The sequence below is a fragment of the Gordonia sp. VNK1 genome (assembly GCF_040049135.1).
Classification (GTDB): Bacteria; Actinomycetota; Actinomycetes; order Mycobacteriales; family Mycobacteriaceae; genus Gordonia; species Gordonia oleivorans.
This window is the reverse complement of sequence record NZ_JBDZDJ010000007.1, coordinates 194,170-216,083: the sequence shown is the minus strand read 5'-3', so window position 1 is coordinate 216,083 and position 21,914 is coordinate 194,170. Positions and strand designations below refer to the sequence as shown.

Below are 21,914 nucleotides of genomic sequence, written 5' to 3'. Positions count from 1 at the left end.
GTTTCGGCCACTGCGACCAGCGATCTCACCGCCGCTCGACCGCGCCGCCACCCCCGCCGGTCGAGTGCGCCGCGCGAGCGAAGCGAGCTCGTCGCGTATCGAGACCTCGCAAGCCGAAAGCCCGACGCACCCCACAGCTTCCGCTTGCACAGATGCCGTTACGGCGCGTCGTCGGCGTCGAGTTCGGCGAGGATGGCGTCGGTGTGCTCACCGAGGGCGGGGACCGCACCCATCGACAGTTCGACGTCCTCAAAGGTGATGGGCGGCAACAGTGCTCGGATCGGGCCGATCTCCGTGTCGACGGTGCGCCACCGATCGCGGGCGGAGAGCTGCGGATGTTCCACCAGGCCGGCGACGTCGCGGATCTGTGCGGCCGGGATGCCGGCCTTCGCCAGCCGCTCATCGAGGTCTCCGCTGGAGAAGTCGCAGGTGCAGTCGGCGACGAGTCCGTCGACCTCGGCGCGGCGGGCGACCCTCTCGATGTTGGTGGCGTAGCGCGGGTCATCGGCGAGTTCGGGGCGACCGAACACGTCGGTCACCAGAGTGCGCCAACCGCGGTCGTTCTGAACGCCGATGAGGATCTCACCGTCACGCGTCGGGTACGCGTCGTAGGGAACGATCGCGGCGTGCCCCACCCCGCAGCGTGGGATCTGCCGATCCTCGTACATCTGGATGTACATGGCGTGGCCCATCCACTCGACGGTGGCGTCGAACATCGACACCGAGATGCTCGCGCCGCGTCCGGTCACCCCGCGACGCACCAGCGCCGACAGGATCGAGGTGAGCGCATACATCCCGGCGGCGATGTCGGAGGTCGGTACGCCGGTCTTGGTGGCGTGCTCGGCGGTACCGGTCACCGAGATCAGCCCGGCCTCGGCCTGCACCAGCATGTCGTAGGCCTTGCGGTCACGCATCGGGCCGGCGGTGCCGTAGCCGCTCATGTCGACCACGATGAGTTCGGGATGACCGGCCCGCAGTGTGCCCGCATCCAACCCGAGACGGGTCGCGGCGCCCGGCGCCAGATTCTGCAGGAAGACATCGGCGCGGTCGATGAGGCGGCGCACCTGCAGCTTACCCAGCTCGGACTTGAGGTCGACCGCGAAGGACTCCTTACCGCGGTTCAGCCACACGAAATGCGACGCCAGCCCCTCGACGGCGGCGTCGTAGTTGCGGGCGAAATCCCCCTCACCGACACGCTCCACCTTGATGACGCGCGCTCCGAGGTCTGCCAGGTGCCGGGTGGCCAGCGGCGCGGCAACCGCTTGCTCGACGGCCACGACGGTGAGGCCGGCGAGCGGCAACCCGTCTTCGGTGCCAGAGTCACCGGCGCCGGAATCACCGGCGGGGTCAGCAGCGGTCGCATCATCGAAGCCCACTGCGCCACCCTGACCGTCGCACTGTCGGCGTGTCAACGTCCGAGCACATCTGTGACACATAGGGTTTACCTCACGATGCATGAGCCCAGAAATGGTTGCCCGATGCACCTATCCCGTGATCGTATGGATCGATGAGCACTGCATCGGATACCGAGCCGACGGGCTTGTCGGTGGTGGTCACCGGCCACCGACAGCGCGAGGCCTGGGCCGAGAAGGTTCTCCCACCGGTCGAAGAGGTCCGCCCCGGCCTGTTCTCCATCCCGGTGCCGATGCCGGGCAATCCGCTGCGCTACATCCTGGTGTACGCGCTGGTCACCGCCGATGGCGGACTGGCTCTCATCGACACCGGCTGGAACACCGACGAGTCGTGGGACACCCTGGTCGCGGGGATTCATGCCACCGGGCACGACCTCTCCGACATCACCGATGTCTTCATCACCCACCTGCACCCCGACCACTTCGGCCTGGTCCCCCGCCTGCTCGAGCACACCGATCCGCGGCTGGGTATGCACCGCAACGACGCCCGGTTCCTGCGTCATCACGACGAGGAGGAGGTGGCCCGTCAGGTCGCCGACGCCCAACTCGATCTCCTGGAGCTGGGCGCCCCCACCGAGATCGTCGACGCCGGAATCCGTGAGATCGTGCGTCTGCCGAAGGGCCGCACGATGGACGTCGAACTGGACGGCGGCGGGCCCCTGGACATCCCCGGCTGGAACCTGCGTGCGATCTGGACCCCCGGTCACACGGCCGGCCACCTGTGTTTCGCCGACGACGACGCCGGGGTGATCTTCACCGGCGATCATCTGCTCCCCCGGATCAGTCCGAACGTGTCGACCAACCCGTTCCAGGGCCGGAGTCCACTGGCCGACTACCTGACCTCACTGGCCAATACCGAGCACCTCGGTGATCTCGAGGCGATGCCGTCACACGAGTACCGATTCCGCGGCCTGTCCGACCGCGTCACCGATCTGCTGTCCCATCACGAGGAGCGGCTGACCGAGATCGCCGAGACCATCACCGACGCACCGGGATCCACCGCCTGGGAGATCACCCGGTCGGTCACCTGGTCGCGGCCGTTCGAGCAGCTGTCACTGCCCCTGAGCCGGATGGCGTTGCGCGAGACCAATGCCCACCTGGTGGTATTGGCCGAACGCGGACTCATCAGGGGCGTCGGCACCGAACCCATCGGGTGGTTCCCGACCGCCCCGACCTCGACTGAACCCCATCCCCCTGCTCGAGAGGACATTCCCCGATGAGTCCGGTCACCACCGAATTCGCCGACGGCGTCGCCGTTTTCACCATCAATCGGCCCGAGGCACGCAACGCGGTCAACCGTGAGGTCGCCGAACTCCTCGCCGCTGCCATGGACGAGTTCGATTCCCGCGACGACATCACCGTCGGCATCCTCACCGGAGCGGGTGGAACCTTCTGCGCCGGAATGGACCTGAAGGCCTTCACCCGCGGTGAGGTTCCGAGCGTTCCCGGTCGCGGCTTCGGCGGCATCACCGAGAAGCCGCCGAGCAAGCCGTTGATCGCCGCGGTCGAGGGCTGGGCCCTGGCCGGCGGTTGCGAGCTGGCCCTGTCCGCGGATCTGATCGTCGCCGCCGACAACGCGAAATTCGGTCTGCCGGAGGTGAAGCGCGGACTCGCCGCCGCTGCCGGTGGACTGCTGCGGCTGCCGAAGATCCTCCCCTATCAGCTGGCCATGGAGATCGCCCTCACCGGAGACCCGATCACCGCGCAGCGTGCGCACGATGCCGGCCTGGTCAACGTCCTCACCGCCCCCGGCGGGGCGCTCGACGGTGCGCGGGAACTCGGCGCACGCATCGCCGCCAACGGCCCACTCGCGGTCCGCGCCACCAAGGAGGTGGTCGGCATGGCGATCCGCTACACCGATCCCGACCTCGTCACCGCACAGCGCAGTGTCCTCGACCCGATCTTCGCCTCCGCCGACGCACAAGAAGGCGCGTTGGCCTTCGCCGAGAAACGTGCGCCGAAGTGGACCGGGAGTTGAGTACTCTGCTCCCATGAGCACCCCGGCGCCGCACCATCCGAGCGTGTCCCGCAGACAGCTCCTCACCGGCGCCGGGCTCGGTGCCGCTGCACTGGCAGTTGGAGCGCTGGGCACCGCCAAAGCACCTGCCGCGCCCGCAGATTCATCCTTCGCCTCCCCGACACCGGTAGCCGGATGGACCGAAGGCTTCCACTTCGGTGCCGCCAGTTCGGGTTTCCAATGCGAGGGATTCAACCCGGACTCCAACTGGCGACGCTACACCGACCGGGCGGCGAAGGCCGGCACCGTCGATCCGGTGCGCAACGCCGCCGACTTCCGGCACCGCTACGCCGAGGACCTGGAACTGGCGAAGGGGATGGGACTCAACACGTTCCGGATCGGCATCGAATGGGCCCGCGTCGAACCCCGGCGCGGCCACCATGACCCCGCCGCACTCGCCTACTACGACTCGGTGATCGCGACAATCCGGTCGCTGGGCATGAGCCCCATGATCACCCTGGTGCACTACGTGTACCCGGGCTGGGTGGCCGATCAGGGCGGTTTCCTCGCCGCGGCGACCCTACGCGACTTCGAGCGGTACGCCCGCATGATCACCGCCCGCTACGCAGACGCGTGCACGATGTGGATCAGTTTCAACGAGCCGTTGGTGTTCTACGGCCACGAGACGGAGATCGGCGCGATCACCACCGCCGACCTGCCGCGCTTCCTCGACGCCATCGCCGATGGGCATCGCATCGCCCACCGGGTGGCGCATGAGGCCAATCCGGATGCGCGGGTGGCCGTCAACGAGGCATTCCTGCCGGCGGTGACGCCGGTGACCGACGCGATGTTCTTCGATCGGGTCGTCGATGTCCTCGACTTCGTCGGCATCGACTACTACTACGGCGCCGCGCTCAGCAATCTCACCACCATCTACGGCGCCACCAGCGAATTCGCCCGCATCACACCACAACCCGACGACATCTATCAGGCCTGCCACCATTACGCGCACGCGTTCCCCGGGAAACCGCTGTACATCGTCGAGAACGGGATGCCCACCGACAACGGCCAACCGCGACCCGACGGCTACACCCGCGGAAACTTCATCCGCGACACGATGTTCTGGTTACAGCGGGCCCGCGGCGAAGGCCTGCCCGTCGTCGGATACAACCACTGGGCGATCACCGACAACTACGAATGGGGTACCTACGATTCACGTTTCGGTCTGTACCAGGTCGACGTACTGACCGATCCGAGCCTGACCCGGAAGCCGACGACCGGCGTCGACGCATATCGGGAGATGACCGCGCAGTCCGGTCCACGCGCCGGATACCGCCCCGTGATGGCCCCGGCCACCGGGTCCTTCGCCCGCATACCGCAGTCCTGGACGTCGCCCTCGGTGGTGGCCGGGCCGCGGGCGCGGCTGGCCTAGGATTATCGGGTGGACCTGCATCTCGCCACCTACTTCGTCGCGGTCATCGACCACGGGGGCATCACCAAGGCGGCGCAGGCTCTCTACATCTCCCAGCCGTCGCTGTCGCAGGCCATCCGCACTCTGGAACGTCGCCTCGGGGTCACCCTGTTCGACCGCACCGGACGCCGCCTCGAACTCACCGACGCCGGACGCCGGGTGGAGGTGGCCGCGCGACGCATCCTGGCCGACGTCGACCGCGCCAAGGCCAAGGTCGCCGCGGTCCGCGAATTGCGTTCGGGACGTGTGGACATCGTCGCCGACGCCTCCTTCGCGATCGATCCGCTGGTGTCGCTGGTACGGGCCTTCCGCACCCGGTTCGATCACGTCCTGGTGCGGATCACCGCCGCCGACGGCCCGGCCGGCATCCTCACCGCACTGCGCAGCGGCGACGCCGAGATCGGGGTGATGGATTCCGACGCCGACCACGCGAGTTTCACCGCGCTGCCGCTGGGGACGCAAGAGCTGGTGTTGGTCGCCGCGCCGGGTATCGTCGACGACGACCTACCCGACGCCGACGGCACACTGTCACACGCGCGCGTTCGTGACCTGCCGTTGATCGTCGATCTGTCCGATCAGGCCAGTGCTGCGGTTCTCGCCGGGATCGTCGCCGACGGCGCCCGCAATGTGGTCGTGGATTCGGCGCATCCCAACGTGACGTGGGATCTGGTGTCACGCGGGGTCGGTGCGACCATCGCGCCGCGGGCGGTGGCCGCCGACGAGGCACCGGCATTGCCCGTCTACGAGTTGCGGCCGCCGCTGCGACGCCACTACGGCCTGGTCCTGCGGTCCGGTCAACCCTCGCCCGCCGCGGCGGCGTTCATCGCCACCGCGCGCGGTGTGCTCGGTTCGCCGTCGGCACCCGGCTCGGAACCCGGTCCACTCGACGACGTGGCGGTGTGGTGAGCCATGGAGTTACGTCAGATCGAGTACTTCCTCGCGGTCGTCGAACACGGCGGCATCGGCGGCGCGTCGACCGCGTTGGGCGTCACCCAACCGACTGTGTCCCAGGCACTTCGGGCTCTGGAACGGGCACTCGGGGTGCAACTGTTCCACCGCATCGGACGCGGTATGGTGCCGAGTTCCGCCGGCCGCGCCCTGGTGGGCAGCTCACGGCAGATCATCCGCGACGTCGGCGCCGTCGACGATGCACTGTCGGCTGCCGGCGGCGAGGTGACCGGCCGGGTGGAGATCCTGGCCTCGCCCTTCGTCGAGGGACAAGCCGTCACCGACCTGATCCAGCGCTTTCGGCTCGACCATCCCAGTGCCACCGTTCATCTCGGCGACCTTCGCGACGAGGAGCTGGCCGCGACCATGCTCGAGGAGGGTCGCTGCGAGTTCGTGATCACCCACTTGTCCACGGTGTCCGACGATCTCGACGCCATCGTGCTCGGTGAGCACGAGTACTGGCTGGTCTGCCCACCGGGCACCGAGCTTCCCGACGGTCCGGTGGCGGTGGCCGACATGCCGCTCATCCCGATGATCTTCGTCCCGCGGGGCGGTTCGGTGGCCGACGAGATCGAAAGCGCCATACGCGAATCCGGGGTTCGGCTACCCCTCGCGGTGATCTCCGCGCATCGGCAGGAACGCTTGCCGATGGTGCTCGCCGGGATCGGCGGCAGCCTCCTCGAACGGCAGATCGCCGAATCGGTCGCCGACCGCGCCGTCGTGCGCCCGATGAGTCCGCGTTTCGCGCGGACCTTTGCGCTCGTCTTCGATCCGGGCGCTCTGTCGTTGGCGGGTCAGGCGTTTGCCGATACCGCGCGGGCGATGGTCGGCGGCTGACGAGCCGTATCCGCCGGGCCGAGCTTCTCGAGGTCGAGGCCACTGCTGGTGGGTCGAAGCGGTTGCTTGCGTGACGCTCTCGTCTTGCGGAAGTGGCCTCGATACGCCCCTCGTTCCTCGGGGCTACTCGACCAGCGGGTGAGGCGCACCCAACCAGCAGGTGGGGCTGAATCGACCAGCGGGTGGGCCACTTCGGTGACTGGGCGCCGGTGCGTGCGTGGGGTCAGTGGTCGACGTCGTCGCCGGCATCGGCGGTCGCCATCGTCGCCTTCGCGCGACGACGTTTGGCCAGGAAGGTCACCGACCCACCGACCGCACCGCCCACAACGCCACCGACGATGGTCCAGACGACCAGACCCGATGAACCGTCGTCGGGCACCACAGCGCCCCATACGGCGAGGCCCATCGACACCGAACACGCCCCGACCAGCACACTGAGCAGGACCATACGCGTGCGCGCCGCGCGCGCATACGCGAGTGCCTGGGCGTCGACACCGCGCGCCTTCGCGAAGCGTTGCCACTCCCACGCGGGCACCACCAGCACCAGCCACAGCGCGATGGTCACCCAGATCGGGATGAACCAGGCCGCCACTGCCCCCAGCACCCAGAGCGCGATAGATCCCAGGATGTAGATATACGCGTAGCCGTCCAGCAGGACCGATCGCTCCCGCTCGTCGCCCCATGACCCGTCATCCGGACCCAGCAGCAGTTCCGGCACAGTCATTTTCGTCGAACCCATCTCACTTACCCCGTTCGTGAATCGTCATTCGTCGTCGGACAACGGAAACAGTTCCTCCACGGTCGCACCGAGAGCTCGTGCGATCCGCAACGCCAAGTACACCGACGGCGCGTAATCGCCACGCTCCAGCGACACGATCGTCTGCCTGCTCACCCCGACCGCCGATGCCAGATCGGCCTGTCGCATGGCGTTCCGGGTCCGCGCCACCCGTACCGGTGACTCCCCATCCGCCATGCCACGAGTAAAGCCCGCTTGACATGACATGTCAAGCGGGCTTTACACAGAACGCGTGGCTACAGGTGCCAGCTCACCCGCTCGAACACCGCGGCCAGGCCCTGACCACCGCCGATACACATCGTCTCGAGACCGTAGCGGGCTTCGCGCCGGTGCAGTTCCCGAGCGAGGGAGGCGAGCATGCGGCCGCCGGTCGCACCGACCGGATGTCCCAGTGAGATACCGGAGCCGTGGACATTCGTGCGCGCGAAATCGGCACTGCCGGTGGAGAACCGGCCGAAACCCCATTCCCGGGTGACCGCGAGGGCCTGCGCCGCGAATGCCTCGTTCAGTTCGATGACGTCGATGTCCGACAACGCCAAACCCGCTTTGGCCAGGGCCTTCTCGGTGGCCGGGACCGGTCCGATACCCATCGTGCGGGGCGGCACTCCCGCCAGCCCCCAGGACACCAGCCGCACCAGCGGTCGCAGCCCACGCTTCTCGGCGACATCGGGGGTGGTGACGATGCACATCGACGCGGCATCGTTCTGGCCGCTGGCATTGCCCGCGGTCACCGTGGCGTCGGGGTCGGTCTTGCCCATGATCGGCCGCAGACCCGACAGGGCCTCGAGTGAGATGTCGGCGCGCGGATGTTCGTCGGTGTCGATGACGTTCTCGCTCTTCCGGTTCCGTACGGTGACCGGGACGATCTCCTCGGCCAGGATGCCGTCCTTCTGTGCGCGGACGGCCCGCTGATGGGATTCGACGGCGAGTTCGTCCTGCTCGGCGCGGGAGATGTCGTACTGCTCACGCAGGTTCTCGGCGGTCTCGATCATCCCGCCGGGCACCGGGTAGTTCTTGCCACCGGCGGTCGAACGCGCGCGAACGAGACTGTCGTGCATGGTGATTCCGGTGCGTGCGCCACCCCAGCGCATGTCGACGGAGTAGAACGAGGCGTTGCTCATCGATTCGGTGCCGCCGGCGATCACCAGATCGTTGTCACCGGCGGCCACCTGATAGCCGGCCTGGATGACGGCCTGCAGCCCGGAGCCGCAGCGACGGTCGATGTGCATGCCGGGTACCGACGTCGGCAGTCCGGCGTCCAGCGCCACCACCCGGCCGATGGCCGGCGCCTCGCTGTTGCCGTTGCAGTGTCCGAGGATCACATCCTCGACTACGTCAGGCGCGATACCGGTGCGCTCGAGCAGGCCGGACAGTGCGCTCACCCCCAGCTCGACGGCGGTCAACGCCTGAAACATGCCGCCGTAGCGGCCGATCGGGGTGCGAACCGGTTCACAGATGACCACGTCGCGCATGGGGTCTGCCCTTCTCCTTCGTGAACGATCAAAAGAATGTCGTGATTCAGCATGCCGCGAGCTGGGCCCGCAACGCCACCTTCTGGATTTTGCCCGCCGCCGACGTCGGCAGGGCGTCGACGACGATGACGTCGCGGATCTTCTTGTACGGCAGCACCTGTTCGGCGACGAAGCCGATGACGGCATCGGGGTCGACGTGATGACCGCCCTCGGCCACCACGAATGCCACCGGCTCCTGCCCCTTGGCGCCGACCTCCCGCGCCACCACCGCGGCACTGGAGATGTCGGGGTGGGTCACCAGGATCTCCTCGAGCTCACGCGGATACACGTTGTACCCCTTGTAGATCAGCATGTCCTTGGCGCGGTCGCAGATGTAGAGGTGACCGTCGTCGTCGAGGTAGGCGATGTCGCCGGTGTCGAGCCACCCGTCGACGTACTGCGCGGCGGTGACATCGGGATGATTCAGGTAGCCGGCGGTCACCTGCGGGCCGCGCACCCAGAGCCCGCCACGCTCGCCCGGTGCGAGCACCGTCGCCTGATCGTCGAGCGAGCGGATCTGCACCTGGGTGTCGAAGGTCGGCAATCCCACACTGCCGAAACGGTAGTCACCGATCCCCGATGCACCGGCGGTCAGTGGTGCCGACGACACCAGGCAGGTGGCCTCGGTCAGACCGTAACCCTCCACCACCGAGCCGTGCGGGAACGCGGCGGCCAGCCGCTCGAGGGTGACGTGATCGATCGGTGCGGCCCCCGACGAGACCACCCGCACCGACGACAGGTCCCGGGTCGCGACGTCCGGATGCGCGGCCAGCGCATGCCACATCGTCGGGCTCCCGGTGATGTAGGTGGCGCGGTGGGTCTCGATGAGCTCGAGCATCCGCGCCGGATCGAACCGCTGCGCGCCGGTCACCGCCAGCACATGGGTGGCGCCACACAACAGCAGGAAGGACATGTTGATCAGGGCGTGGGCATGGAACAGCGGTGAGACCACCACGGTCGCAGCAGCTCCCGGCACCACGCCGCGATTCGAGTCTTCTCGAGCCACCAGCGTGAAGCCACCGTCGGCGTCCTCGGTCACGGCGTGTCCCGCCCGCCAGGCGATCATCTGCGTGGCGTTGGCGATCACGTTGCGGTGCAACACCTGCACGCCCTTGGACACCCCGGTGGTGCCGCCGGTGAAGGCGAGGTGCGCGACGTCGTCCCCGGTGATCGTGAGCTCGGGAACCCCGGTGGCGTCGGCGGTCAGTTCGGCGAGGGTGATCACCCCGGCCGGGGCCGCCTCGCCGTCGACGAGGATCACCGCCCGCAACGCGGAATCGGCTGCGGCCAACAGGGTGTCGAGTTGCTGTGCTCCGGTGAACACCGCCACGGCGGCGGTCTCGACGAGTTGGCCCCGCAGACCCGCAACCGGTTGCGCCGGATTGATCAGCGTGACCGCGGCACCAGCGCGCAACGCACCGTAATAGGCGACGACGAACTCGACGCTGTTGGTGAGATGCAGTGCCACCACATCTCGTTCGGCCACCCCGACCGCCCGCAGCCCGGCGGCCACCGCGGCGGTACGCACGTCGAGGTCGTCGTAGGTCAGGACGGTGTCACCGTCGACGACCGCCGCACATCCCGGGTAGAGGTGCGCCATGCCGGCCGGGAGATCGGCGAGAGTGAGTGCCGGGTAATGGAGTTCGCTCATCGCGGCGCCATCCGGATGGCGCCGTCGAGCCGGATGGTCTCGCCGTTGAGGTAGCTGTTCTCCAGGATCGACACGGCCAGCTGACCGAATTCCGACGGCTTGCCCAGCCGCGACGGATTGGGGATGCTCGCGGCCAGCGACGCCCGGACATCGTCCCGCAGACGCGCCAGCAGCGGCGTGTCCATGGTGCCGGGGGCGATGGTGTTGACCCGGATGAGTTTGCTCGCCAGGTCACGCGCGGCCACCAGGGTCATGCCGACGATGCCGGCTTTGGAAGCGCTGTAATTGATCTGACCGATCTGGCCCTCGAAGGCGGCGACCGACGCGGTCATGATGATGGCGCCGCGTTCACCGTCGATGTCGTCGAGGCGGGCCATCCGTTCGGCCCCCAGCGAGAGGGCGTGGAAGGAGCCGATCAGGTTGAGGCGGAGGACGAACTCGAAGTCGTCGGCCGACCCGGCCTTACCTTCGCGGTCGAGGATGCGCATGCGTCGGCCCGCACCGGCGCAGTGCACCAGCGCCCGAAGCCCACCCCGATTGTCGGCGACGTCGAGGGCGGCCGCGAACTGTTCGGCGTCGGTGATGTCGGCGGCGGCGAAAGCTGCTGCCGGGCCGAGTGATTCGGCGACCGCGGCTCCGTCGGAGGTGGGCAGGTCGATGAGGGTGACCTGCCCGCCGGCATCGATGATGCGTTGTGCGGTGGCGAGCCCGAGACCGGATGCGCCGCCGGTGACGGCGGTCGAGAGACCTTTGAGTTCCATGAATTCTCCTGGGGATTGAGGCGAGTGCTCAGCCGAGCAGTTCGTAGATGGTGGCGTTGGCCATGCCACCCGCCTCGCACATCGTCTGCAGGCCGTGGCCGATACCGTTGTTGCGCATGTGGTGGACCAGCCGGGTGGCGAGGATGGCCCCCGAACCGCCGAGGGGATGGCCGACGGCGATGGCCCCACCGAGCGGGTTGAGGGCCTTCTCGTCGGCACCGGTCTCGATCTGCCACGCCAGCGGCACCGGCGCGAATGCCTCGTTCACCTCGAAGGCGCCGATGTCGCCGATCGAGAGTCCGGATCGCGCAAGGGCTTTGGCGGTGGCCGGGATCGGTCCGGTCAGCATGACCACCGGGTCGTCGCCGGTGACGACGGTGGTGTGGATGCGGACCAGCGGCGTCAGGCCGCGGGCGGCGGCCTGAGCACTCGACATGATCAGCAGCGCGCCGGAACCGTCGGAGATCTGGGAGGCGTTGCCCGCGTGGATCACTCCGTTCTCGTCGAAGACCGTGCGCAGCTTGGCCATCGATTCCAGCGAGCCGCCGCGCCGGATTCCCTCGTCGCCCTCGAGCACCCCGGGTAGCGGGGCGAGTTGCCCGTCGAAGGCTCCGGCGTCGGAGGCGGCCGCGGCGAGTTCGTGTGAGCGCAGCGAGTATTCGTCGAGTCGGGTGCGGGAGAGGCCCCAGCGGCGTGCCATCGTCTCGGCGCCGAGGCCCTGACTGAAGCGGTCCACACCGTAGCGGTCGAGGACGGTCGACGGTTGGTGTTCCCCGTTGGGGGCGGCGCTGCCCATCGGGACGCGACTCATCGATTCCACCCCGCCGGCGACGACCACGTCGAGTTGACCGGAGATGACCGCGGCGGCCGCCATCGCGATGGCCTGCTGACTCGAGCCGCAGGCGCGGGTGATGGTGGTGCCGGGAACACTCTCCGGCCAGCCGGCGGCCAGGATCGCGGTACGCGCGATGTTGCCGGCCTGCTCGGCATGCTGACTGACGCATCCCCACATGACGTCGTCGATGTCGGCCGGATCGATGCCGGTGCGTCCCACGAGCGCCTCGAGGACGTGGGCGGAGAGGTCGGCCGGGTGGATTCCCGACAACGCTCCCCCGCGTCGTCCGATCGGTGTGCGGACCGCGTCGACGATCACTGCGTCGGTCATGGTCGTGTCCTTCCCTTGCTGCCGGTCCTTCGAATCCACCATGACCGGTGTTGCTTCACAAGTAGATTCACGTTCATGCGGTCATAGCCGTGGCCTATGGTCGCCTCACGCATCGGCGTACACCGTGGTCCGGATCGCCCTCTTGTCGCGGTCGGGATCGACGAAGATCAGCGCCAGCACCGCGGTCACCGCGGCGACGAGACCGAGGATCTGGAAGGCGGTGGCATAGCCCGCGGCCTTGCTCGAGGCGGCGTCGACAATCAGCCCGGTGGCGTACGGCGCGATGAGTCCGCCGATGGCCATCACCGCGAGAAACGCGCCCAGGGTGCCGGCCATCTGGCGCGGCGGGCAGATCTCCGAGATCGCCGAGTTCAGCAGCGGGAAGACGATCGCGGCGAATCCGTACCCGACGGAGACCACCATCACGGCGACGATCGGGGTGCCGATCGACGGCAGCAGCGCCAGCATCGCACCGCAGAACAGGACCCCGGCCGCGGGCACGATCACCCGGACCTTGCGTGACGACGACCCGGCCGCGAGCATCCGATCGCCCACCGACGTCGACACCAGCATCAGGATCAGACCGACGATCGAGGGCAGCGCGAACATCGATCCGGCCTGCACGCGGCTGTAGCCGAGGCCGACCTCGAAGTACGACGGCAGCCAGGTCAGCACGACGGTGACCAGCGCGTACACACTCATCACCAGCAGCGCCCCGAAGACGAAGGTGCGTGAGGTGACGATCCGGCGCCACGGCACCGTCGGTTCCTCGGCCACCTCGGTGGCACCAGTGTCGTCCGACGCCTTCTTCACACCACCCTTGGTGTACGGACCCTCACGCCACGTACCCAGCCAGACCACGCACCAGACCACCCCGGCCACCGACAGGCAGATCAGTGCGGCGCGCCAGCCGAGGCTGACGGTGACGACGGCCAGGACGGGGGCGATGGCGATCTTGGCGATCGATGCCGCGCCCGCGAGCAACGCCGACGGCACACCACGCCGGGCGGGCGGATGCCACGAGTAGGCGGCCGTGTGCAGCAGCGCCGAACTCGGTCCCTCGGCCAGGCCGAGCAGCAACCTGCTGACGATGAGCACACCGAACGACGCGACCGCCACCAGCGGCAGCATCGCCACCCCCCAACACAGCGCGATCAGGATCAACGCCCATTTCAGGGTGAGCCAGCGGTTGAGCAGTCCGGCGAAGAAGCCGCCGATGGTGAAGGTCAGGAAGAACAGGCTGCCCACCAAACCGATTTGCGCCGAACTCAATCCGATCTCGTCGGCGAGTGGCTGGGCGATGATGCCGAGGACAGCCTTGTCGGCGTAGTTGACGACGTAGAGCGCCACCAGGAGGCCGGTGAGTCCCCACGCGGTGCGACGCGATTCGCCGAAACCACCGGCCGAGCCACCCGCGGGGGTGGCGGCCGGGATGTCAGTGGTGGACGGGGCCGTGGCGAGCGTGGTCGTCGGTTCGGGAGTGCCGTCGGGGGCGGCGAGGGTCATGGGGTCCTCCGGGGGTTCTGGCGGCGGGGATGAGATCCGGGAGCGAGTGTGGCGGCGCCACCCGATGCTCGAATGAGTGCGCTGGATCACAGCCGCAGTCCCATCAGAACCGACGGTCCGTTTTGCCGACAATGCCCAAGTTGGCGATGGAGCCGGAAGGCCGAACCTATATGCGCAGGTCGGGCGCCGAATCCCGGTGGTTTCCGGGTCATCCATTGTCTGGCCCTATCGGAGCGTTAGCCGGAGACCACGTTCCTGATACCTGCCTCGCGGGGCATGCTGTGACCATGGCCCGCCTCGCCCAGACCCTGGGACTCACCGATATCCAGACCGAGATCGTCGCCAACGTGCGCCGGTTCGTCGACACCCAGATCATCCCGAACGCGCAGGAGCTCGAGCACACCGACACCTACCCGCAGGAGATCGTCGACGGCATGCGGGAGATGGGGCTGTTCGGCCTGATGATCCCAGAGGAGTACGGCGGTCTCGGCGAGTCGCTGCTGACCTACGCCCTGTGTGTCGAGGAACTGGCACGCGGCTGGATGAGCGTGTCCGGGGTGATCAACACCCACTTCATCGTCGCCTACATGGTGCGTCAGCACGGGACCGAGGAGCAGAAGCAGCGTTTGCTCCCGCGGATGGCGACCGGCGAGGTGCGTGGCGCCTTCTCGATGAGTGAGCCCGATCTGGGTTCGGACGTCGCAGCCATCAAGACCTCCGCCAAACGCGACACCGAGGGTGGATACACCATCAACGGCGCGAAGATGTGGCTGACCAACGGCGCGTCGTCGACGCTCGTCGCCGCACTGGTCCGCACCGACGAGGGCGCCGAGAAGCCCCACCACAACCTGACGACCTTCCTGATCGAGAAGCCCGCCGGATTCGGCGAAGTGGTTGCGGGACTGACCATTCCCCGCAAGATCGAGAAGATGGGCTACAAGGGCATCGACACCACCGAGCTGATCTTCGACGGGTACCAGACGTCCGCGGACAACATTCTCGGCGGCGTTCCCGGCCGTGGCTTCGCCCAGATGATGGACGGCGTGGAGGTGGGCCGGGTGAACGTGTCGGCCCGCGCATGCGGTGTGGCACAACGCGCTTTCGAGTTGGCGATCGACTACGCCCAGCAGCGACGCACCTTCGGCAAGCCGATCGCCGAGCATCAGGCGGTCGCGTTCAGTCTGGCCGAGATGGCCACCAAGGTGGAGGCCGCCCATCTGATGATGGTGAATGCCGCGCGGCTCAAGGATTCCGGCGAACGCAACGACGTGGCCGCCGGGATGAGCAAGTACCTGTGCAGCGAATACTGCGCCGAGGTCACCCAGGCAAGCTTCCGCATCCACGGCGGATACGGGTACTCCAAGGAGTTCGAGATCGAGCGACTGATGCGCGAGGCGCCCTTCCTGCTGATCGGTGAGGGTACCAGCGAGATCCAGAAGCAGATCATCTCCAAGGGACTCCTCCGCGAGTACCGGACCAACTGAGAGGCGAAAGAACATGCAGCGCACCGTTTTCAACGAGGATCACGACGCCTTCCGCAAGACCATCCGGGACTTCATCGCCAAGGAGGTGGTGCCGGTCCATCACGAGTGGGAGAAGCAGGGGCATCCGCCCCGCGAGTTCTACAACAAGCTCGGCGAACTCGGCGTGCTCGGCATCGAGGCACCCGAGGAGTACGGCGGCGGCGGCGAACACGACTTCACCTACTCCCTGGTGATCAGTGAGGAATGCGCCGCGGCCGGGGTGACCTTCGGCAGCTATTCGGTGCACGCCAACCTGATCCTGCCGTACCTGATGGAGTACGCCACCGACGAGCAGAAGCAGCGGTGGCTGCCCGGATTCTGCTCCGGCGACCTGATGTTCGCGATCGCCATGACCGAACCGGGTACCGGATCCGATCTCGCCAACATCTCGACGACGGCCAAGCTCACCGAGGACGGCACGCACTACATCCTCGACGGCGCCAAGACCTTCATCACCGGCGGCGCCCTCGCCGACCGCATCCTCGTGGTCTGCCGCACCTCGCCCTTCGATCCCGACAACCGTCGTGCCGGACTGACGATCCTGGTGGTCGACACCACCTCCGAGGGTTTTGCCGTCGGCCGCAAGCTGGAGAAGATCGGCCTCAAGGCCTCCGACACCGCCGAGTTGTCGTTCAGCTCCGTGAAGGTCCCGGTGGCGGATCGACTCGGCGACGAGGGCGCCGGATTCCGTTACCTCACACACAATCTCGCGCAGGAGCGGCTGACGATCGCGATCGGTTCGTCGGCGACGGCCGCGGCGGCACTGCAGCATGCGCTGGCCTACACCCGCGAACGCGACGTCTTCGGACGGCCGGTCGCATCGTTCCAGAACACCAAGTTCGTCCTCGCCGAATGCTCGGCCGAGGTGGAGGCGATCCAGCACTTCGTCGACCGCGCACTGACCCTGCACAACGCCGGCGAGCTATCCGTCGCCGACGCCGCACGCGCCAAACTGTTCGCCACCGACACCGCGGGCAAGGTCATCGACAAGTGTCTGCAGTTGCACGGCGGCTACGGCTACATCACCGAATTCCCCATCGCCCGTCTGTACGCCGACACCCGCGTCTCCCGGATCTACGGCGGCACAAGCGAAGTGATGAAGACGATCATCGCCAAGGATCTGGGGCTCTGAGGCATGTCTCCCGAGCCGCGGCCGAGGCCCGCTACGGCGCCGGGGTCTCCAAGCGCCCGATGACCGCGAGCAACCGGTAGCACCGTTGCGTCATCTGCGCCGCGGTCTGATCCGGATGACGCAACCACCACTGCACCATCGCGGTGACCACGGCGATCCAGATCTCCGAGAGCACGGCGAGATCGTCGACGTCGAGTTCGCCGGTGACCGAGTCCGGCACCGAGGCGGCCAACGCCGCGACACCACGGGCACCCTGGCCGGTGATCCGGTGACGTTGGTCCCGCGCGGCGTCGTGGGCGGCGGAGCCGCGCTCCACGGTGCGATCGTGCAGCACCGTCCAATCGTGCGGCCGCGCCTGCAGCCCGGCGAAGATGGCGGCGAGCGTGTCGGCGGCCATGGACAGTGACGGCGCGTCGGTGGCGAGTACGGGCTCGATGCGCGTCGCGAGGTTCTCCCCCGCCCGCGTGACGCACGCGATGTAGAGATCCTCCTTGGAACCGAAGTACCGCATGACCAGTGGCTTGGACACGTCGGCCGCGTCGGCGATCGATGACACGGTGGCGCCCGCATAACCGCTCGCACCGAACTCGCGGACCGCCGCGTCCAGGATGAGTGCCTCCCGCTCGGCGCGCGGCATTCCGCGAGTACCGGTGGCGCTCATACCGACTCGACCGCCGCGGCCTTGTCGGCCACCATCGTCGACGGGGTCTGCGCCTCGCTCTGCCGCAACCGTTTGGGCTGCCATCCGGGAGGTGCGAACACGTAGCCGAGACGTTCGGACCAGGACTGCGCCGATCGCAGGTCGCGGGCGATGTTCGCGTACTCGAAGTACTCGAGTTTGAACGGGTTGTAGGTGGTCACCGGCTTGGTCAGCCCGTACTTCGGGGTGTGGAGTTCGGGCTGGAAGGTGCCGAACATGCGATCCCAGATGATGAAGATCCCGCCGTAGTTCTTGTCCAGGTACTCGGCGTCGCTGGCGTGGTGGACCCGATGATGCGACGGCGTGTTCATCACGAACTCGATCGGCCGCGGCAGCCTGCCGATGGTCTCGGTGTGGCTGAAGAACTGGTAGATCAGGTTGAAGGCGAATGCCACGTAGATCGTCCACGGCGTGAAACCCAACAGCGGCAGCGGCAACCAGAAGATGGCCTCCGACCACGGATTCCACTTCTGCCGCAACGCGGTTCCGAGGTTGAAGTACTCACTGGAGTGATGCGCCTGATGGGCGGCCCAACCGATGCGCACACGGTGGGAGAACCGGTGATTGCAGTACCAGGTGAGATCGACGGCCACGAACAGCAGAATCCAGCTCCACCACGTCACCGGGATCTGCCACGGTGCGATGTAGGTCCAGATGAAGACGAACAGCACCAGGGTCAGCGATTTGAACACCAGCATCGCGATCAGTGCGCCGGAACCCATGAAGAGGCTTGTCCGGGTGTCCGCGGCCGAGTAGCCGGTCTTCGGCGTCCGCGCGGGCGCCGCACCGAGGACTCCGCCGTCGGTGCGCTCGGCGGCTTCCTTGGCCTCGCGACGCTCCTCGAGGACGAGCATCACCGCCTCCGCGATCAGCAAGGCGAAGAAGAACGGGATGGCGTACACCAGGGGATTCTCGATGTGCTCCCATATCGTGGCCAAGATCGACATCAGTACCTCCGTCTGCGTCCGGGTGGTTCGAACGTGAAGTGACCAGTTGGTCACTTCGGAAGTTACCAGATGGTCACTTACCTGACAACAGGCAATGTCACATCAGTGGCAGGAACGCGGCGCGGAACCGCGTCTCCGCAGGTCACCGAGAGCCGAGCTCGTCCAGCCAGGCCCGCGCCGACGCATCCGACGGTGACCGCCAATCGCCACGCGGCGACAGCGATCCACCCGAACCGATCTTCGGCCCGTTGGGCATGGCGGTGCGCTTGAACTGATTGCCCATGAATCGCTTGCAGAACACCGACAGCCACTTCTCGATCGTCTCGTCGTCGTAGACGTTGTGCGCGTCGACCGATTCCCGATCCCACTGCGCGCCACGGTCGAGTGAACCCCACGCCTGCCGCGCGAGGAAGGCGATCTTGCTGGGGCGGTAGCCGAAACGGGTCAGGTGATACAGGAAGAAGTCGTGGAGTTCATACGGTCCCACCGCGTCCTCGGTGGACTGGATGGCACCGTCCTCGCCGGGCGGCACCAGCTCGGGTGAGATCACGTCGGCGAGGATCTCGGTGAGCGCACCGGTGGTCTCGGTGGAGTAGTCGCCATTGCCGATCATCCATCGGATCAGATGCTGGACAAGGGTTTTGGGCACCGAGGAGTTCACGTTGTAGTGCGACATCTGATCGCCGACGCCGTACGTGCACCAGCCCAGCGCCAGTTCGGACAGATCGCCCGTCCCGAGCACGATCCCGCCGTTGTGGTTCGCCAGCCGGAACAGATGCGACGTGCGTTCGCCGGCCTGCACGTTCTCGAAGGTGACGTCGAAAACCTTCTCGCCCTTGACAAACGGATGACCGAGATCGGCCAGCATCTGCTCACACGACGGCCGGATGTCGATCTCGGAACCACTCACCCCCAGCGAATCCATCAACACGTGTGCCCGGCGCAAGGTGGCGTCGCCGGTGGCGAATCCCGGCATCGTGTACGCGAGAATGTTGGTGCGCGGCAGGCCGAGTCGATCGAAGGTGTCGACGGCCACCAGCAAGGCCAGCGTGGAGTCGAGGCCACCGGAGACGCCGATGACGATCTTCTCCAGTCCCGTCGCCCGCAGTCGCGCGGCGAGCCCCTGCACCTGGATGTTGCCCACCTCGCGGCAACGTTCGTCGAGATCCGCGGTACCGCTGGGCACGAACGGAAAGCGCGGGATCGGGCGTCGCAGCATGTCCGCGGCGGAACCGGAAGCGATGTCGCCGAACGCAAATGACACGCGCCGCACGCCTTTGAGAGCTTCCCGATGGTCCCCGACCTGGTCCCGCACACTGGTCATCCGCATGCGTTCCTGCCGCAGGCGGTCCAGATCGATGTCGGCACTGATGATCTGGGCGCCCATCTCGAACTGCCGGCTGCGCGTCAGCAGTGACCCGTTCTCGGTGATCAACGCGTCACCATCCCAGGCGAGATCGGTGGTCGACTCGCCGAACCCGGCCGCCACATACAGGTGCGCGGCGATGCACCGCGCGGAATGGCTGGTGCTCAACAGCTTTCGATACGATTCCTTGCCCACGGTGACCGGCGAGCCGGACAGATTGGCCAGCACGGTGGCACCGGCCAACGACGCCCACACGCTCGGCGGGATCGGCACCCAGCCGTCCTCGCAGATCTCCACATGTACCGCGAAGCCGGGCACATCGTCGGCGACGAAGATCAGGTCGGCACCGAACGGCACATCAGCGCCGAAGAGCCGCACCGAGTCGGTCGGCGCATCACGCGCGGCACTGTAGTAGCGCTTGTCGTAGAACTCCCGATAGTTGGCCAGATACGACTTCGGCACGACGCCGAGGATCTGCCCGTCGCGGATCACGACACCGCAGTTGTACAGCCCGTCGCCGACCACCAGCGGCGCCCCGACCACCACCAGTGCCGGACACCCCGCACTGGCGTCGACGACGGATGCCAACGCCTGCAGGCACCCGTCGAGGACGGCATCTTGCTGGACGAGGTCGTCGATGCTGTAGCCGCACAGCCCCATCTCGGGGAAGACGATCAACGCGGAGCCGTCGGCAGCGGCGTCGGCCATCAGCTCGATGGTGGCCTCGGCGTTGGCGCGGGGGTCGGCGATACGGACCACCGGAACGGCTCCGGCGACGCGTGCGAAGCCATGGTCATAGACGGACACGCGATAAGCGTATCGGTCAGTCGTCGCACGCCTCGATCAATGCCTTGAGCTGATGTTCGAAGGCCTCGGCGATCTCGTCGACGTCGGGTACCTCATCGGGACAGGTGAGGATGCCGACGTTGAGGTGACCGTCGACGGAGAAGACCGTCACGTTGAGCGCCAACCCGTGGAAGATCGGCCCGAGCGGGTACACCGCAGTGACCTTGGCGCCGCAGAAGTACATCGAGAAATCCGGTCCGGCGACGTTGGAGACGGTCACGTTGTACACCGGCGGGTGATTCATCGACAGTTTGCGGTCGCCGTAGAACTTCATCAGCGTCGACATCGTGGTGCCGGGCGCGAACTGCGCCCAGGCCCGCAGGATGTTCGCGTCGATGTCGGCGTGATGTTCCTTGGCACGCCGGGACAGTTCGCCGGCACGTTCCAGCCGGGCGACGGGATCGGCGACGTCCGACGGCAGTTCGGTGAACATCCCGGTGACCTTGTTGGTGCCGTTGACCACGAGGTCACGTTCGTCGGCGCCGTGCACCGAGACCGGTACCAGCGCCACCAACGGTTGATCCGGCAGATCGTCGTGACGGTCGAGGTACTCGCGCAGCGCGCCGCCCACCATGGCGAGCACGACGTCGTTGACCTTCACCCCGAAACGGTTCTTGACCCGTTTGACGTCGTCGAGGGACAGCTGGGTCGTCGCGATGCTGCGATGCGGCGAGATCGGGCCGTTGAACACCGTGCGCGGGGCCGCGAACGGTGCCGGCATGCTGGTGTGCGAGCGGGATCGGCGCAACCATTCGAACGGCACCGACACCGTCTGCGGTATCAGCTTCGCCATCGCGATCGGGCGGCCGACGAAGTAGTTGAGCGCACCGGAGACCACCATGCCGGTGCGATTGGGCCCGCCCGCGGTCTCCTGCAACTTCGCCGAATCGGCCTCGTCCTCGTCCGGGGTCAGGGTGCACAGTTGCCCGAGCACCTCGGCGGTGGTGACACCGTCGACGCTGGCGTGGTGCATGCGCAGGAAGGCGCACAGCGAACCGTCGGCACTGCCCTCGATGATCCACATCTCCCACAGCGGTTTTCCGCGATCGAGGGTCTGACCGGCCAGATGCCCGCACAGTTCGTGCAGTTCCCGCTTGCCGCCCGGTGCCGGCAACGCGACCCGATGCACGTGCCGGTCGATGTCGAAACGCTCGTCCTCCACCCACACCGGGTGATCGATGTTGAGGGTCGAGTTGTCGAGCTTGCGCCGCAGCATCGGCATTCCGGCGACCCGACGCGAGATCTGATTGCGCATCCGGATGAAGGAGTAGCCACCCGGAATCGTGGACGGGTCGAGTTCCATGATCCCGACGACGTGCATCAGCTGGGACCGGGTCTCCAGATAGAGGAACGACGCATCCAACCCACTCAACCGCTGCACTGCG

The 21,914-nt window shown here is 67.2% G+C and carries 19 protein-coding genes; 7 read left to right on the top strand and 12 right to left on the bottom strand.

Going from position 1 to position 21,914, the window contains the following annotated elements:
- Positions 1-158 precede the first annotated feature (158 nt).
- The gene (locus tag ABLE94_RS11435) at positions 159-1,376 is read right to left on the bottom strand and encodes a CaiB/BaiF CoA transferase family protein (protein WP_348804801.1); all 1,218 of its coding nucleotides are present in this window, start codon (positions 1,374-1,376) and stop codon (positions 159-161) included.
- Positions 1,377-1,507: 131 nt separating this feature from the next.
- Here ABLE94_RS11435 and ABLE94_RS11430 point away from each other — a divergent pair, with 131 nt between their 5' ends.
- From ABLE94_RS11430 to ABLE94_RS11410, 5 genes are read left to right on the top strand one after another with little or no spacing between them, the layout of a single operon-like run.
- Positions 1,508-2,632, top strand: a complete 1,125-nt coding sequence (locus ABLE94_RS11430; RefSeq protein WP_348804800.1) for an MBL fold metallo-hydrolase — start codon at positions 1,508-1,510, stop codon at positions 2,630-2,632.
- On the top strand, positions 2,629-3,390 hold the full coding sequence (locus ABLE94_RS11425; RefSeq protein ID WP_348804799.1) for a crotonase/enoyl-CoA hydratase family protein: 762 nt from the start codon (positions 2,629-2,631) through the stop codon (positions 3,388-3,390). Before ABLE94_RS11430 ends, ABLE94_RS11425 begins: the two co-directional genes overlap by 4 nt.
- Before the next feature lie 13 nt (positions 3,391-3,403).
- On the top strand, positions 3,404-4,801 hold the full coding sequence (locus ABLE94_RS11420) for a family 1 glycosylhydrolase (RefSeq protein WP_348808784.1): 1,398 nt from the start codon (positions 3,404-3,406) through the stop codon (positions 4,799-4,801).
- 9 nt (positions 4,802-4,810) lie between these two features.
- Positions 4,811-5,746, top strand: coding sequence for a LysR family transcriptional regulator (locus ABLE94_RS11415; protein ID WP_348808783.1), 936 nt, complete (start codon positions 4,811-4,813; stop codon positions 5,744-5,746).
- A 3-nt stretch (positions 5,747-5,749) separates the two neighbouring features.
- Positions 5,750-6,625, top strand: a complete 876-nt coding sequence (locus ABLE94_RS11410) for a LysR family transcriptional regulator (protein ID WP_348808782.1) — start codon at positions 5,750-5,752, stop codon at positions 6,623-6,625.
- A 223-nt stretch (positions 6,626-6,848) separates the two neighbouring features.
- Here ABLE94_RS11410 and ABLE94_RS11405 read toward each other — a convergent pair whose 3' ends face one another.
- The 7 genes from ABLE94_RS11405 to ABLE94_RS11375 all read right to left on the bottom strand — a co-directional run bounded on the left by ABLE94_RS11405 (position 6,849) and on the right by ABLE94_RS11375 (position 14,015).
- Positions 6,849-7,349 (bottom strand): hypothetical protein, encoded by a 501-nt coding sequence (locus ABLE94_RS11405; protein WP_348804795.1) that lies wholly within the window; start codon positions 7,347-7,349, stop codon positions 6,849-6,851.
- Between the two features lie 39 nt (positions 7,350-7,388).
- Positions 7,389-7,598, bottom strand: a complete 210-nt coding sequence (locus ABLE94_RS11400) for a helix-turn-helix transcriptional regulator (RefSeq protein WP_348808781.1) — start codon at positions 7,596-7,598, stop codon at positions 7,389-7,391.
- Between the two features lie 59 nt (positions 7,599-7,657).
- Entirely contained in the window at positions 7,658-8,893 is a 1,236-nt protein-coding gene (locus ABLE94_RS11395; RefSeq protein WP_348808780.1) for an acetyl-CoA C-acetyltransferase, read from the bottom strand.
- A 46-nt stretch (positions 8,894-8,939) separates the two neighbouring features.
- The gene (locus tag ABLE94_RS11390; RefSeq protein WP_348808779.1) at positions 8,940-10,583 is read right to left on the bottom strand and encodes a class I adenylate-forming enzyme family protein; all 1,644 of its coding nucleotides are present in this window, start codon (positions 10,581-10,583) and stop codon (positions 8,940-8,942) included.
- Positions 10,580-11,344 (bottom strand): SDR family NAD(P)-dependent oxidoreductase, encoded by a 765-nt coding sequence (locus ABLE94_RS11385; RefSeq protein WP_348808778.1) that lies wholly within the window; start codon positions 11,342-11,344, stop codon positions 10,580-10,582. The genes ABLE94_RS11390 and ABLE94_RS11385 overlap by 4 nt, the downstream gene beginning before the upstream one ends.
- 28 nt (positions 11,345-11,372) lie before the next feature.
- On the bottom strand, positions 11,373-12,509 hold the full coding sequence (locus ABLE94_RS11380; RefSeq protein ID WP_348808777.1) for a thiolase family protein: 1,137 nt from the start codon (positions 12,507-12,509) through the stop codon (positions 11,373-11,375).
- A gap of 105 nt (positions 12,510-12,614) precedes the next feature.
- Entirely contained in the window at positions 12,615-14,015 is a 1,401-nt protein-coding gene (locus tag ABLE94_RS11375; RefSeq protein WP_348808776.1) for an MFS transporter, read from the bottom strand.
- 287 nt (positions 14,016-14,302) lie between these two features.
- Here ABLE94_RS11375 and ABLE94_RS11370 point away from each other — a divergent pair, with 287 nt between their 5' ends.
- Both ABLE94_RS11370 and ABLE94_RS11365 read left to right on the top strand, forming a co-directional pair.
- Positions 14,303-15,499: an acyl-CoA dehydrogenase family protein gene (locus ABLE94_RS11370; RefSeq protein ID WP_348804791.1), complete on the top strand. Its 1,197-nt coding sequence runs from the start codon at positions 14,303-14,305 to the stop codon at positions 15,497-15,499.
- A 13-nt stretch (positions 15,500-15,512) separates the two neighbouring features.
- Positions 15,513-16,670, top strand: coding sequence for an acyl-CoA dehydrogenase family protein (locus ABLE94_RS11365; RefSeq protein WP_348804790.1), 1,158 nt, complete (start codon positions 15,513-15,515; stop codon positions 16,668-16,670).
- Between the two features lie 31 nt (positions 16,671-16,701).
- Here the strand turns inward: ABLE94_RS11365 and ABLE94_RS11360 are convergent, their stop codons facing one another.
- The 4 genes from ABLE94_RS11360 to ABLE94_RS11345 all read right to left on the bottom strand — a co-directional run bounded on the left by ABLE94_RS11360 (position 16,702) and on the right by ABLE94_RS11345 (position 21,910).
- Positions 16,702-17,331, bottom strand: a complete 630-nt coding sequence (locus ABLE94_RS11360; protein ID WP_348804789.1) for a TetR/AcrR family transcriptional regulator — start codon at positions 17,329-17,331, stop codon at positions 16,702-16,704.
- On the bottom strand, positions 17,328-18,317 hold the full coding sequence (locus ABLE94_RS11355; protein WP_348808775.1) for a sterol desaturase family protein: 990 nt from the start codon (positions 18,315-18,317) through the stop codon (positions 17,328-17,330). The genes ABLE94_RS11360 and ABLE94_RS11355 overlap by 4 nt, the downstream gene beginning before the upstream one ends.
- A 142-nt stretch (positions 18,318-18,459) precedes the next feature.
- The gene (locus tag ABLE94_RS11350; protein WP_348808774.1) at positions 18,460-20,490 is read right to left on the bottom strand and encodes an NAD(+) synthase; all 2,031 of its coding nucleotides are present in this window, start codon (positions 20,488-20,490) and stop codon (positions 18,460-18,462) included.
- Positions 20,491-20,506: 16 nt separating this feature from the next.
- Positions 20,507-21,910: a WS/DGAT/MGAT family O-acyltransferase gene (locus tag ABLE94_RS11345; protein ID WP_348804786.1), complete on the bottom strand. Its 1,404-nt coding sequence runs from the start codon at positions 21,908-21,910 to the stop codon at positions 20,507-20,509.
- Positions 21,911-21,914: the final 4 nt, after the last annotated feature.

Excerpts from the sequence above, each read along its gene's own strand:
- ABLE94_RS11430 (WP_348804800.1), top strand. The coding sequence starts at position 1,508 with ATGAGCACTGCATCGGATACCGAGCCGACGGGCTTGTCGGTGGTGGTC.
- ABLE94_RS11425 (WP_348804799.1), top strand. The coding sequence starts at position 2,629 with ATGAGTCCGGTCACCACCGAATTCGCCGACGGCGTCGCCGTTTTCACC.
- ABLE94_RS11420 (WP_348808784.1), top strand. The coding sequence starts at position 3,404 with ATGAGCACCCCGGCGCCGCACCATCCGAGCGTGTCCCGCAGACAGCTC.
- ABLE94_RS11410 (WP_348808782.1), top strand. The coding sequence starts at position 5,750 with ATGGAGTTACGTCAGATCGAGTACTTCCTCGCGGTCGTCGAACACGGC.
- ABLE94_RS11405 (WP_348804795.1), bottom strand. The coding sequence starts at position 7,349 with ATGACTGTGCCGGAACTGCTGCTGGGTCCGGATGACGGGTCATGGGGC.
- ABLE94_RS11400 (WP_348808781.1), bottom strand. The coding sequence starts at position 7,598 with ATGGCGGATGGGGAGTCACCGGTACGGGTGGCGCGGACCCGGAACGCC.
- ABLE94_RS11395 (WP_348808780.1), bottom strand. The coding sequence starts at position 8,893 with ATGCGCGACGTGGTCATCTGTGAACCGGTTCGCACCCCGATCGGCCGC.
- ABLE94_RS11390 (WP_348808779.1), bottom strand. The coding sequence starts at position 10,583 with ATGAGCGAACTCCATTACCCGGCACTCACTCTCGCCGATCTCCCGGCC.
- ABLE94_RS11385 (WP_348808778.1), bottom strand. The coding sequence starts at position 11,344 with ATGGAACTCAAAGGTCTCTCGACCGCCGTCACCGGCGGCGCATCCGGT.
- ABLE94_RS11380 (WP_348808777.1), bottom strand. The coding sequence starts at position 12,509 with ATGACCGACGCAGTGATCGTCGACGCGGTCCGCACACCGATCGGACGA.
- ABLE94_RS11375 (WP_348808776.1), bottom strand. The coding sequence starts at position 14,015 with ATGACCCTCGCCGCCCCCGACGGCACTCCCGAACCGACGACCACGCTC.
- ABLE94_RS11370 (WP_348804791.1), top strand. The coding sequence starts at position 14,303 with ATGGCCCGCCTCGCCCAGACCCTGGGACTCACCGATATCCAGACCGAG.
- ABLE94_RS11365 (WP_348804790.1), top strand. The coding sequence starts at position 15,513 with ATGCAGCGCACCGTTTTCAACGAGGATCACGACGCCTTCCGCAAGACC.
- ABLE94_RS11360 (WP_348804789.1), bottom strand. The coding sequence starts at position 17,331 with ATGAGCGCCACCGGTACTCGCGGAATGCCGCGCGCCGAGCGGGAGGCA.
- ABLE94_RS11355 (WP_348808775.1), bottom strand. The coding sequence starts at position 18,317 with ATGTCGATCTTGGCCACGATATGGGAGCACATCGAGAATCCCCTGGTG.